Raw genomic sequence first — 12884 nt, forward strand, 5'->3', positions numbered from 1 at the left:
GGGTGTGTAAGGCGGAAACAGAAAATACTATCTTTATTTACAGGAGGACGTTACTATGTCTAAACATATATTAATGATCGTAACAACGGCTGACAAAATGAAAGAAAATCATCCAACAGGCCTTTGGCTTTCAGAATTTGGTGAAGCGTACGTAGAGTTCGAAAAAGCTGGATTTACGATTACTGTAGCAAGTCCTCTAGGAGGAAAAGCGCCGGTGGATGCTCGCAGCCTTGAAGGGGAGACTTCTCAAGAAATCTTAAATACAGCTAAGCATCTAGAGAATACCCTAAAACTTGATACCATTACAGACAGTGCTAAATTCGATGCTGTTTTCTTACCAGGCGGTCACGGCACAATGTTTGATCTGCCAGATAATCAAACGCTCCACGCTTTAATTCGTGAACTATACGAAGGAGACAAAGTAGTAGCCGCTGTATGCCACGGACCCGCAGGCTTAGTAGGTGTTACATTATCAGATGAAAAGCCGTTGGTCGAAGGAAAAGATGTCGCTGCGTTTACAGATGATGAAGAACGTGAAACAACATTGGACCGCTTCATGCCGTTTCTTTTGGAAACACGTCTGCGTGAACTTGGGGCAAATGTAGTAACTGCTCCAAACTGGACAGATAATGTACAAGCAGATGGCAACCTAATAACAGGTCAAAATCCTCAGTCAACAATCAGTGTAGCTAAAGCAGTCGTGAAACACTTATTGAAATAAGATGTAAAAAGCCTGTAGGCTTATAGCCTACAGGCTTTTTTATGAACAGCATCAAGAAAGATCGCTGTGGATAAAATGTATGTTTTGCCGGCTTGAACTAGAGAAATCAATCATCATACAAAAAATATGATGGTCAGTGTAATAAATTCAAAAAGAGGGAAGCTTTTTATGGAGAATATTTTTAAAGAAATGAGGAAAAACGATGTCAGAAATTATTATTAACGCCATTTTGCAAGCCAAGCCAGGAAAAGAAGAAGAGCTTCGATCAGAGTTAGTAAAAGTTATTAAACCATCAAGAGAAGAAAAAGGATGTATTCAATACACTCTCCACCAGGATACAGACAAAGCAGGCACATTTGTTTTTTATGAGAAATGGAAAAGCCAAGAAGATGTTGAAGCTCACATTGAAACACCTCACTATCAACAATACAGACAGCAAACAGAACCGTTAATTGAAAGCAGAGCGGTACATCGTTTACAAGAAGTACGTTAATACAAAAAGAAGGGGAACAAAAGTGTTTTAGTTGAAGGAAGATCCGAACGAGGAACCGAGATTCTTGATGGAGAATCAAACTCGTTCGGATTTTTTTGTGGTTATGGTGAATGCAGATTTCATTTAGTGAGATCACGCAGAAGGGTAAGCGATGAGGAAAAATAATTTCAGCTGCGAAAAGCCGATTGGAAAAGGGGTAAGACAGTGAAAGAAACAAAAAATAATAGAAGTGGTGTTTGAGAAGCAGACAGGCGGGTAGATAAAAACTAGATGACATAGTTCAACAATTAACAAACTAAAAGGAGAGATCAAATCAATGCGTACAAATTTAAAACACTTTATTAACGGAGAATGGATTGAATCAACAGGAAACGAAACGTCAGATGTGATCAATCCTGCTACTGAAAAATCAATTGGTAAAATTAGCTTAGGCACAAAAGAAGATCTAGATAAAGCCGTGGCAGCAGCTAAAGCAGCTCTTCCCACATTTTCAAGAACAACAAAAGAAGAGCGGATTAAAATGCTTCGCAATATTGCAAAAGGATATGAAAAGCGCAAACAGGAGCTTATTGAAGTTATGACTGAAGAGCTTGGCGCTCCTTTAAAGATTTCAGAAGAAGTTCACTATGAAATGGGACTTAGCCACTTTAAAGAAGCAGCTAATGCACTTGAAGATTACACATTTGAAAAAGATCATGGAAGCTACAAGGTCGTGAAAGAGTCTATTGGAGTAAGCGGACTTATTACACCATGGAACTTCCCAACGAATCAGACGTCTACTAAAATTGCAGGAGCTATCGCAGCAGGAAGTCCAATGGTATTAAAACCATCAGAACTTACACCGTATGCAGCGATGATATTAGCAGAGATCATTGATGAAGCTGGTGTACCAAAAGGTGCCTTTAACCTTGTAAACGGAACGGGAAGCACAATCGGTGACGGTATTAGTTCTCACCCGGACATTGATTTTGTATCATTTACAGGATCAGGTGCTGTAGGCGAGAAAATTATGCAAAACGCGGCTAAAACAATCAAAAAAGTAGCGCTTGAGCTAGGCGGGAAATCACCGCTAGTTGTATTAGAGGATGCGGATGTAGAAGAAGCGGCTAAAATAGCAGTTTCACACATTGCAATGAATACAGGGCAAGTATGTACGGCAGCAACGCGCATTATCATTCCTGCCTCTATGAAAGAAAAATTTGAAGAAGCAGTGAAGAAGGTTTTACCATCATTCCCAGTTGGTGATCCATTAAATAAAGACAACGTAACTGGACCGCTCGTAGCGGAAAAACAGTGGGATCGCGTACAGGATTATATTAAAAAAGGAATGGACGAAGGTGCAACACTTCTTACTGGCGGAACGGGCAAACCAGACGGCTTAGAGACAGGATACTTTGTTAAACCGACAGTCTTTACTGATGTTTCAAATGATATGGTTATTGCACAAGAAGAAATCTTTGGACCTGTAACAACTATTATTACGTATGATGATCTAGAGCAAGCTCTTGAAATTGCAAATGATACAATTTATGGACTTGCAGGCTATGCGGTCGGAAAAGACCAAGAAACACTTGACTATGTTGCTAAAAATATTAGAGCTGGTCAAATCATTGTTAACGATGCCGAGCAAGACAGAGCTGCACCATTCGGTGGATTTAAGCAATCTGGTATTGGACGCGAATGGGGAGCATTTGGTATCGAAGAATATCTAGAGCCAAAAGCGATCATGGGCGTTAAAGTTCCAGCAAAAGTATAATTGGTGTAAAAAAAAGAAAGGAGTTTTTCTCCTTTCTTTTTTTATGGATACATAAAAGAGAGCTAGTTAAAAAAAGAATAACGAAAGCAAAGGTGGATAGCATAAACGTGTATGGCGCATATGAAGTGACACGTTAAAGGAGGGAATTATAATTGGATAGAGAGATGCACGGAAGTTCATCAACGGAAAGCTTTATTCCCATGAGCTCTATAGCCAGTGGAAAAGGAGTCGAAGTGGCACCGGATATCTACAGCTACACTACACAGATTGTTAACATATGTTTTATAGGAAATCCAGATAAAGATAATAGTTTTGTACTTGTGGATGCGGGAATGCCTAATTCGGCTTCTATGATTATCGAAGAGGCAGAGGAAAGGTTTGGAAAAGGAAAAAAACCAAAAGCAATTATTCTTACACATGCACATTTTGATCATATTGGATCTATTATTGACCTAGTGGAGAAGTGGAACATACCGGTATATGCACATCCACTTGAACTTCCATATGTGACGGGTGAAAAAAATTATCCTGCACCGGATGGTACAGTGGAAGGCGGGCTCGTGGCAAAGCTTTCTCCACTATTTCCAACGGAAGCCATTGATTTAGGCTCTCATGTGCAAGCTTTACCAGTCGACGGCTCTGTACCTCATATGCCGGAATGGGAATGGATTCACACCCCTGGTCATTCTCCAGGACATATTTCTCTTTTTAGAAAGCAGGATCTTGCACTTATCGCTGGAGATGCTTTTGTTACAACTAAGCAAGAATATTTACTGGATGTACTAGAGCAAGAATTGGAGATTAGCGGTCCTCCTCGTTATTTAACTACGGACTGGGCATCTGCCCAAAAATCAGTTGAAGTGCTTCAGTCACTTCATCCGTCTGTGGCGGTGACCGGACATGGAAAACCGGTTTCCGGCGAATGGCTTTCAACTAATTTATTGAAGCTTACGAAGAATTTCAATGAAATTGCTCGTCCTGATTACGGAAAGTATGTATAGGGCTAAAGAAAAAATGTTACTCTTTACGCAGCTCCTAAAAGCTGCAGGTGAAGATCAAAAGCTCTACGAACTCAGTGAGTTCGTAGAGCTTTTTTAATTTTTCGTATAAAAGTGAAAAAAGGTTGTTATTACCCTTATTAAAAATTTTGTTGAATAGCCTGCTGCGCTTCTCGTAAATGTCTTAAGTGCTCTTCCATTCGTTTTAATTCTTTATCACTAGACGCCGCTTCTTTTTGTTCATTAATTTGTTGCTGAACGATAGTCAAATGCATTTGAGCATTTTGAAAATTAGCTCCATTCAAATTCATCTGTCCTTGATAAACTGCCTGTTCAGCTAATTGTAATGCTTCTTTAATATGAGTGTATGAATTCATGCTTCTCATCCTTCTGTATAGTATTTACAGTTAACATGCGCTGGTTTTTCGCAGCTATACAGCTATACAAAAGGATTTAGAAAAAAATAAAAATTACGTAGTACAAGCTAAGCAGGCTGCATACATTTATCATAGTTCAATTTATAAAACCTCAGAAGCAGGGAGGGATGTACGTGGGGGTTTTTTTTAGCTATATGTTATTAGGGCTATCGTTAGCCGCACCAATCGGTCCAATTAACGCCGCTCAGCTTGATAAAGGAATTAAAAATGGTTTTTTACATGCTTGGTTCTTAGGGATAGGGGCAACATCGGTTGACGCTCTTTATATGCTTGTAGTTTATTTTGGGTCCGTTCATTTTTTAAGCAGCGATTTTATGAAAACGTTTCTTTTTTCGTTTGGATGCTTCGTATTAATTTATACCGGTATTGAGGGGCTAATGGGTGCAGGAAGGATTACACAACATAGAAAAACAAACGGTGATTCTGTGTTAAAGTGTTTTTTCTCAGGTTTTTTGCTGTCATTAACGAATCCGCTTACAATTCTTTTTTGGCTTGGCATTTATGGCTCTGTTTTAGCAAAAACAGCTAATACATATGAAACCGAACAGCTTATCTTATATAGCTGCGCTATTTTTACGGGAATTCTGGCCTGGGATATTGCGATGGCAGCTTTAGCAAGCACGTTTCGACGATACTTAGCAGCGACGTTTTTAACTGCCGTGTCCGTTGTATCGGGGTTATCTTTAATAGGATTTGGCCTATATTTCGGTTGGCAAGCGGCACAGCAATTAGGCTAAAAGAAGTGCTGAATCTAAAGTGTGTTCAGTACGTTGAAAAATAATAGAAAAGGTGCTTCTTTTTACGCATAAATTTTTCAAACTATCACACACTACATCGAAGTGTGAGGAGTGATAGTTTGAAAAAGAAAATAGGCTGCGGAAGTCAAGTTGAAGGAAAATTAAAATGGTGGCAGCTGTCTTTAATCGGAGTAGGATGCATCATCGGTACAGGCTATTTTTTAGGATCAAGTATTGCAATAAAAGCAGCCGGCCCCGCTGTATTAATCGCCTTTTTATTAGCGGCAGTGTGTACATTTATTGTGTTTGATGCGCTTGCTAAAATGAGTGCTCAAGATCCTCAAAAAGGTTCGTTTCGTTCCTATGCAAAGAAAGCTTATGGAAGATGGGCAGGCTTTAGCAGCGGATGGGTATACTGGAGTTCAGAGATGCTGATCATGGGGAGTCAGCTCACGGCTTTATCTCTTTTTACACGTTTTTGGTTTGACGGTATTCCACTGTGGGTCTTTGCCTCTATTTATGCTGTTTTAGGCATTGCTGTTGTATTAATCGGAACAAAAGGTTTTGAACGAATGGAAAATGTATTTGCTGTCACAAAAGTGGCTGCTATTTTAATGTTCATTGTATTGGCTAGTCTCGCTTTATTTGGATTTCTAGATGAAGGTGCCCAACAAGGAGTACCTCGAACGATAAATGAATTATTTCCCCGCGGTTTTTGGGGTTTATGGGGTGCTTTGCTTTATGCTTTTTATGCTTTTGGAGGCATCGAAGTTATGGGAATTATGACGGTTCGTTTAGAAAACAAAGAAGATGCCCCCAAAGCAGGGAGAAGCATGCTTATTTTGCTTGGAATTATTTATATCGCTTCACTAAGTTTAGCTATTTTAATTGTGCCATTTCATGATTTTCATGGAAATCAAAGTCCATTTATAACGGCTTTAGAAACATACCATCTTCCATTTTTTCCTCATGTTTTTAATGGAGCAATGATTATCGCTGGTTTTTCAACGATGTCAGCGTCTTTTTTTTCCGTAACGACAATGATTGTCACTCTTTCAGAAGATGGGGATGCTCCGGCATTATTTTCAAAACAAAAAAAGAAAAAGCGGCAATTTCCTTTCCCGGCTTTGCTTTTAACAACGTTGGGATTAGTTATTTCTATTGTTTTGTCCTTGCTATTGCCCGGGAAAATTTATGAGTACATTACAACAGCAGCGGGACTGATGCTGATTTATAACTGGTTCTTTATTTTAATTTCTTTTCATCGTTTAATGGAACAAACCGTGTGGGATAAAATAAAACAAGCTATTGGTATCTTGTTAATCTTACTAGCAGTAAGCGGCACGCTGTTGGAATCAGCAAGCAGACCGGGCTTTTTTGCAAGCTTAGGCTTTTTAATTGTTATTAGTCTTGTTATTTTGAAATTGCGCCATAAGTGGAAAGAAGAAGAAGCCGCTAGCTAACATATATTTAATCTTTATGAGGGACACTATGCACGTTGTACAATTACAAAAATAAAAGGTGGTTATGATCATGCCAAAAAACAAGCAGACTCCTTCTTCACAAGTAGATCAAAAACAAGTAGTAGATGACAAAGCAAAAGCGCTACGAGAAAATAATTATGAAGATGGTCATATTCGCAAGATAACTCAAAGCGGGGCAGACGGCCAATAACAAAAAAAGACGCGTTCGCGTCTTTTTTTGTTGAAGTGTATCCTTACCAACGATGAGCTTTTGCATTACTTCGCAGGATGATGTTCGTTTGAGACATCTCTGTATGTCCATTTACTTGGGACTTTGAACGCTTTGGTCTCGTCCAGTTGTGGCGGAATAGTTCTGAATGCTGATCTACATGATTTTTATCATTCATCATAATCACCTCAAGGATAGGATACTTTCACAAGATATTTGCGGTGAAATATCTCTCTTATAGAATGGGGTAAAAAAGAAGAAATACACCTAACACTTTTAACCATACATATAAAAGGAGTGCCTATTCATAAACTACAGAAGGCAACTTCTAACTTTAGGTTAAGCTTCGGATTTATAAGCAAAAACTGCCTTAGTGGGGACTAAGGCAGTTTTTGCTTGAGGGATTAAACTTCAATAATGATGGGAAGAATCATAGGTCTTCTCTTCGTTTGGTTATATAAGAACTGTCCAAGGGTGGTCTTAATTTCTTTTTTCATAATGTTCCATTGATGAACATGCGCTTTTTGTAATTGGTTTACGATTTTAGTCACTTGTCGATTAACATCTTTTAATAGCTGCTCTGAGTCTCTTGTATAAACAAAACCTCGCGAAATTGTATCTGGACCAGACACAATTTTTCCTTCCGTTTTATTTAAAGTAATCACAATAACCAGCATGCCATCTTCTGAAAGCTGTTTACGGTCACGTAAAACCGCGTTTCCAACATCGCCAATGCCGAAACCGTCTACATATACATTGCCTGCAGGGATTTTTCTTGTTTGAAAAGCTGTTCCGTCCTTGATGTCAACAATATCACCGTTATTTATAATAAAAATGTTCTCTTTTTCCACCCCGACGGATTCTGCTAATAAGCTGTGGTGATGAAGCATTCGAAACTCGCCGTGAATGGGGATAAAATACTTTGGCTTCATCAATGTAGCCATTAATTTTAGCTCTTCTTGATAGCCATGTCCTGATACGTGCATACCTGTTGCGCTTCCTGAACCGTAAATCACATGAGCCCCGAGTGTGAAAAGACTGTCGACAATACGAGAGATATTACGTTCATTGCCAGGAATAGGCCCTGCTGATAAAATAACCGTGTCTTCAGGAAGAATTTCTACTTGTCGGTGATTTCCACTGGCTAATCTAGATAGAGCGGCCATCGGCTCGCCTTGGCTTCCAGTGCAGAGAATAGCGACTTGTTCAGGCGCAAGTGAATGTACTTCATAAGGTTCAATTAGCATCCCTTCAGGAATAGTTAAATACCCTTTCTCTAACGCAACTGATACAACGTTAACCATGCTTCTTCCAAGAAGCGCAAGCTTTCTATTCGTTTTAATCGCTGCATCTACAATTTGCTGTACGCGGTTAACGTTGGAGGCGAAAGTAGAAATAATCACTTTTCGCTTTGCTTTACGAAAAGCTTCTTCTACATGTTTGCCAACTAGCTTTTCTGAAGGCGTAAATCCAGGGCGTTCAGCATTTGTGCTTTCGGATATTAAAGCCAGTACACCTTCACTGCCGATTTTCGCCATTTTATGAAGGTCTGGATATTGGTCGTTAACAGGAGTTAAATCAAACTTAAAATCTCCCGTATGCACAACAGCTCCTTCAGGGGTATGAAAGACAATGCCGAGACAATCTGGAATGCTGTGATTCGTTTTAAAAAACGAAAGCGGAATATTGCCTAATATAATTTCGGACTCTTCGTTGATTTCAATAAGCTCCGTCTCAGCAGATAATTGATGCTCTTGAAGTTTAATATCAATTAATCCAAGGGTAAGGCTTGTTGCATAAATAGGGAGATTTAACTGTTTTAAAAGATAAGGAATACCTCCAATATGGTCTTCATGACCATGAGTCACAACCAGTGCGCGAACTTTTTCTCGATTCTCTTGTAAGTATGTAATATCAGGTATGATCAAATCAATTCCTAATAAACTTTCATCAGGAAATTTAGACCCGCAGTCAATCACAATGATGTCATCGTCATATTGAACGGCATACATATTTTTTCCTATTTCATTAATGCCGCCTAAAGCAAAAATGGATAATGTATTGCTATTTGTACTCACGCTTATTTCCTCCTATATTTTCAAAATAGACACATACAGTTTCTACTCTTAGTATGAGCAGTTATTTCTGGTGCATTCTGTTAAATATGGAGATTTTATTTTTACTTAAATAGGAGGAATACAAGCAAAAAGAAAAGAAGGTCATTTTCCTAATACTACCTCTTATTTTCTTTTTATAACTCCATAAAATATAGACGTTACACATGGAGGTGGATGGAATGAGTAAACAAAATAAAAGCAAAAACCGAGGATTCAGCAGCAGTGAAGCTGCTGTCGATAATGTGAATAAAAGTATTTTATCAAACGATATTCATACAGATGAGCTTCAAAAAGCAAAAGTAAGCCGTCATAACAAATAAAAGAATGACAAAAGAGCAGCATTGAGCTGCTCTGAAGAAAATAGAGATAGGGAAGTGAAAAAAACGTGTCAGAAAACAAAAATTCTCAACGTAAAGAACAAAATAAGTCAACTCATAGTCGTCCTCTTGAATATAAAGAACGTACAAATGAATCACAGAGTACACGTCAAATGCTGCGCAATATTCTCGAATATTCAAGTCGTTATCGTTAACAAATTTTACATATAATCATGGGCATATTTAAAAGGGTTCGTTTCGACAAATATAAGGTATAAAGAACCTTTTTTGAAAAAATATATATTATTTACAATAAATTTAAAAAAATCATAAATGAACCTGCTATAATCCTCTTGAAAAGACAAGCTTTGCAAAAATTTGAGAGGAGCATTTTATATGCGAAAAAAATATAATCGTGTAGGTTATGCCGTTTTAACAATGTGTACAGCTTTCTCTATCTCACTGCCTTTTACTACTCATTCAGCATCAGCAGAAAGCGCTGCTGACCCTACACCAGAAATTAAAGCCTCTGTCGTAAATGAAAATAACGGTAAAAAAATCTTGTTTGATAATACCCATGGTCAAACTGCGGGTACAGCAGATTGGGTTATTGACGGAGGTTTTTCTGATTTTGGAAAAGGATTGGCTGGTAGCGGGTTTGATGTAAAAGAGCTGCGAAAATCTACGCCGATTACATACAATGACCTCAGTGGCTATAGCGTGTTTGTTGTGCCAGAAGCGAATATTCCGTATAAATCTTCTGAACAAGCCGCCCTTTTACAATATGTTCAGAACGGGGGAAGCGTCTTTTTTATTGCTGATCATTACAATGCAGACCGAAACAAAAACCGGTGGGACTCTTCAGAAGTTTTTAACGGATACCGTCGCGGAGCATGGACAAACCCCGCAAAAGGCATGACAACGGAAGAAGCAACCTCCGATGCAATGCAAAACGTAGCAAGCTCTGACTGGTTAGCGAGTAACTTTGGTGTTCGCTTTCGCTATAATGCCATTGGTGATGTGACAGCCAATGATATTGTAGCTCCTTCTCAGGCATTCGGTATTACGCTAGGTGTTTCCACCGTTGCTATGCATGCAGGTTCTACGGTTGCTATTACGGACCCAAACAAAGCAAAAGGAATTGTGTATCTTCCTAAGACAACGACAAAATGGTCAAATGCTGTAGATCAAGGAGTGTATAATGGAGGAGGAAGAGCCGAGGGACCTTTTGCTGCTGTTTCAAAAGTAGGGACAGGTAAAGCTGCTTTTATCGGAGATTCTTCACCGGTTGAAGATGCTACACCAAAATATAAACGAGAAGATACAGGATCTTCTAAAACCACATATGACGGATTTAAGGAACAAGACGATTCTATACTGCTTGTAAATATGGTCAATTGGTTAGCGAAGCAAGAAAGCTATACCTCTTTGAATCAAGTATCAGGACTTCAATTAGATCAGGCTACAGCATTACTTTCGTCGGAAACGCCAAGTCAGTCCACTGAGCCTCAGCCAGAGCCATGGTCAGCACCTACAGCAGGCTATAAATGGTACGATACGTCAACTTTTGCCTCTGGTTCATATGGTTATAAAGGTGGAACCACACAGCCCCCAGCTGCTAGTGCTTACGTATTGGAACATCAAGCCATTTTACCAACGAGCGGCGTATTCCAAATACGCGTAAAGGTAAGCGGGCTTTCGGCTAACACTACGTACAGCACGTTTAATCTAGGTGCATATAACGGATCAGGAACTCAAATTGCTAAAGTTCAAAACGCAGATGGAAGCTGGCCGTCATCGTATGGATACAGCAGCAATTTTTCAATTACAACGGACGCACTTGGAAATGGAGAAAAGGTTTTGAATGTCCAATTAAATCCAAATGCAGCGGGGAGTGCCAATCTTCGCTTACGCCAAAGCGGTACGAATGCATATACAGAAGCTGTAACGGTAGGGAACGTAGCGGTTGAACCATTGCCTTAATAAAAGCGAAAGCAAGCACTTGTGCTTGCTTTTTTATTGTTATATTCTCTATCTTTGAGCGTTAAAGAAGCGTCAGACGAGAGACTTATCCATAAAGGAGAAATATGATATCTTAGAAGAAAGAATGAAGTAAAAGGAGTCAGCTAATATGTCTAAATATAAAGAATTAGAGACGGGTTATCTAATGGATAAGATTAAAGAATACAAAAACTTAATTTGGAGAGTAGGGCCAGGAAGTGAAAGAACTATAGAAGCTGTTCAAGAGATTCAAGGAATGGAAAAAGAGTTAAAAGCACGCAATGCAGAATTTGAAGCTACGGATTGGAAAGCTTTTACTCGGGAAATAAAAGAAAACTACGATTTTACTTATTAAGAAGCCATATTCATAATAATGTGATTGAAATAAATGTCTCCAAGTAGAAGGCTTTCTGTTTTCTACTTGGAAACAATATAAGTAGTATGAAGACGATTAAGAAAAATGATCCAGTATCAGTGAAGCAAGTAATCCAAGTGCAGCAATCAATCCTGTAATAGAACCTCCTTCTTCATAGGCCTCTGGCATCATTGTAGAACCTACCATAGCAATAATACCGCCGCCGGCAAAAGCAGCAATAGCAGCCATAAGTGTCTCAGATGCATGGTCTAAAAAAACAAAGCCTGTCCATGAACTAAAAGCTGAAATGAACAAAACCGCTGCCCATAGTAAAAAAATTTTCTTTTTAGAGAATCCGCTTTTTACTAGACCGGTCGTACTGGACAATCCTTCAGGAATATTACTTATAAAAATAGCGATAACAAGAAGCCAGCTAACGGTTGCATTTTCGATTAAGCTAGCCCCAATCATAATAGACTCCGGGATTGCATCCATTACGGTTCCTATAAATATAGCAATTCCAGAACTACTCGCAGCCATTTGTTTGGTAGACCTCTTTCTTTTATTCGCTCCTTGACGTGAAATTAGATAGTCTAAAAAAGTAAAAACAATAGCACCTGCAAGGAACCCAAGAGAAGTAGCTTTTAACCCGCCGTTATGAACCGAGTCTCCAAGCAGCTCATAGGTAGATGCTCCAATTAATACACCTGTCCCAAAAGCCATAATATAACCAATTATCTTTTTGCCGATAGGCAAAAAAACTGCTGCCAAAGCACCAAGAAGGACAGCTGATCCTGAAATTCCGCCCCACATCGCAGCTTGCCACATGAAAAATCCCTCCTCATCTCTATTTTCTATTGATACTTTCCCTAAGTAGAGAAAGTGAAAACGTAAAGGGAGAAGAAAGGAATTTGTTCGATCAAGTAGCGGTTTCATTTCGTTATCCTTAAGAAATAGAGTGTTCCAGCATCCTACGCCTATATTTATTTTTAATATTCATAAAATTTAAATTATACTTAAATAAAAAAATATTTCACTGAGATGATTGATTTAATAAAGGTGAAAGGTTTTGTTAAGTGTTTTTCTGAAAAAAACAATTGTATTTCTGAGGGAAATTTATTATTATAAAATAAGTAATTATACAGTCGAATAGCTAAAAATAGAAAAAATAGTTTAGGTGTAAAGGTACTAGATAAAAATGGAAGGTTTTAAAAGCGATAGCTGTTCCATCAGACACAAAAAGTATCTTTCCTAACAGAG

14 protein-coding genes are annotated in these 12884 nt (G+C 38.6%); 10 read left to right on the forward strand and 4 right to left on the reverse strand.

What is annotated here, in order from left to right:
- The first annotated feature begins 55 nt into the window (after positions 1 to 55).
- The 4 genes from ACFX4E_RS22075 (at position 56) to ACFX4E_RS22090 (ending at position 3971) form a co-directional block, all read left to right on the forward strand.
- Positions 56 to 721 (forward strand): type 1 glutamine amidotransferase domain-containing protein, encoded by a 666-nt coding sequence (locus tag ACFX4E_RS22075; RefSeq protein ID WP_377238449.1) that lies wholly within the window; start codon positions 56 to 58, stop codon positions 719 to 721.
- 202 nt (positions 722 to 923) lie between these two features.
- On the forward strand, positions 924 to 1214 hold the full coding sequence (locus tag ACFX4E_RS22080; protein ID WP_028408112.1) for a putative quinol monooxygenase: 291 nt from the start codon (positions 924 to 926) through the stop codon (positions 1212 to 1214).
- A 316-nt stretch (positions 1215 to 1530) separates the two neighbouring features.
- Complete coding sequence (locus ACFX4E_RS22085; RefSeq protein WP_034653242.1) at positions 1531 to 2970, forward strand: aldehyde dehydrogenase family protein; 1440 nt, start codon at positions 1531 to 1533, stop codon at positions 2968 to 2970.
- Positions 2971 to 3122: 152 nt separating this feature from the next.
- Entirely contained in the window at positions 3123 to 3971 is an 849-nt protein-coding gene (locus tag ACFX4E_RS22090) for an MBL fold metallo-hydrolase (RefSeq protein WP_028408114.1), read from the forward strand.
- Positions 3972 to 4108: 137 nt separating this feature from the next.
- Here the strand turns inward: ACFX4E_RS22090 and ACFX4E_RS22095 are convergent, their stop codons facing one another.
- Positions 4109 to 4345: a hypothetical protein gene (locus ACFX4E_RS22095; RefSeq protein ID WP_028408115.1), complete on the reverse strand. Its 237-nt coding sequence runs from the start codon at positions 4343 to 4345 to the stop codon at positions 4109 to 4111.
- Between the two features lie 173 nt (positions 4346 to 4518).
- On the opposite strand from ACFX4E_RS22095, the gene ACFX4E_RS22100 reads away from it, so the two are divergent.
- The 3 genes from ACFX4E_RS22100 (at position 4519) to ACFX4E_RS22110 (ending at position 6816) form a co-directional block, all read left to right on the forward strand.
- Positions 4519 to 5142, forward strand: coding sequence for a LysE family transporter (locus ACFX4E_RS22100; protein ID WP_050689119.1), 624 nt, complete (start codon positions 4519 to 4521; stop codon positions 5140 to 5142).
- Positions 5143 to 5261: 119 nt separating this feature from the next.
- A complete protein-coding gene (locus ACFX4E_RS22105; protein ID WP_098332351.1) occupies positions 5262 to 6605 on the forward strand; it encodes an amino acid permease in 1344 nt (447 codons plus the stop codon).
- A gap of 70 nt (positions 6606 to 6675) precedes the next feature.
- Complete coding sequence (locus ACFX4E_RS22110; protein ID WP_013082476.1) at positions 6676 to 6816, forward strand: hypothetical protein; 141 nt, start codon at positions 6676 to 6678, stop codon at positions 6814 to 6816.
- 43 nt (positions 6817 to 6859) lie between these two features.
- Here ACFX4E_RS22110 and ACFX4E_RS22115 read toward each other — a convergent pair whose 3' ends face one another.
- Both ACFX4E_RS22115 and ACFX4E_RS22120 read right to left on the reverse strand, forming a co-directional pair.
- The gene (locus tag ACFX4E_RS22115) at positions 6860 to 7012 is read right to left on the reverse strand and encodes a YpzG family protein (protein WP_014460817.1); all 153 of its coding nucleotides are present in this window, start codon (positions 7010 to 7012) and stop codon (positions 6860 to 6862) included.
- Positions 7013 to 7238: 226 nt separating this feature from the next.
- Complete coding sequence (locus ACFX4E_RS22120) at positions 7239 to 8912, reverse strand: ribonuclease J (RefSeq protein WP_377238450.1); 1674 nt, start codon at positions 8910 to 8912, stop codon at positions 7239 to 7241.
- A 218-nt stretch (positions 8913 to 9130) separates the two neighbouring features.
- On the opposite strand from ACFX4E_RS22120, the gene ACFX4E_RS22125 reads away from it, so the two are divergent.
- The 3 genes from ACFX4E_RS22125 (at position 9131) to ACFX4E_RS22135 (ending at position 11624) form a co-directional block, all read left to right on the forward strand.
- Positions 9131 to 9271, forward strand: a complete 141-nt coding sequence (locus ACFX4E_RS22125) for a hypothetical protein (protein WP_169305218.1) — start codon at positions 9131 to 9133, stop codon at positions 9269 to 9271.
- A 393-nt stretch (positions 9272 to 9664) separates the two neighbouring features.
- Entirely contained in the window at positions 9665 to 11251 is a 1587-nt protein-coding gene (locus ACFX4E_RS22130) for a DNA-binding protein (protein ID WP_377238451.1), read from the forward strand.
- Between the two features lie 148 nt (positions 11252 to 11399).
- Entirely contained in the window at positions 11400 to 11624 is a 225-nt protein-coding gene (locus ACFX4E_RS22135; protein WP_028408120.1) for a hypothetical protein, read from the forward strand.
- A gap of 96 nt (positions 11625 to 11720) precedes the next feature.
- On the opposite strand, the gene ACFX4E_RS22140 is transcribed toward ACFX4E_RS22135, so the two are convergent.
- Complete coding sequence (locus tag ACFX4E_RS22140) at positions 11721 to 12452, reverse strand: ZIP family metal transporter (protein WP_028408121.1); 732 nt, start codon at positions 12450 to 12452, stop codon at positions 11721 to 11723.
- Positions 12453 to 12884: the final 432 nt, after the last annotated feature.

This window comes from Priestia sp. YIM B13491, assembly GCF_042787605.1.
GTDB lineage: Bacteria > Bacillota > Bacilli > Bacillales > Bacillaceae_H > Priestia > Priestia megaterium_E.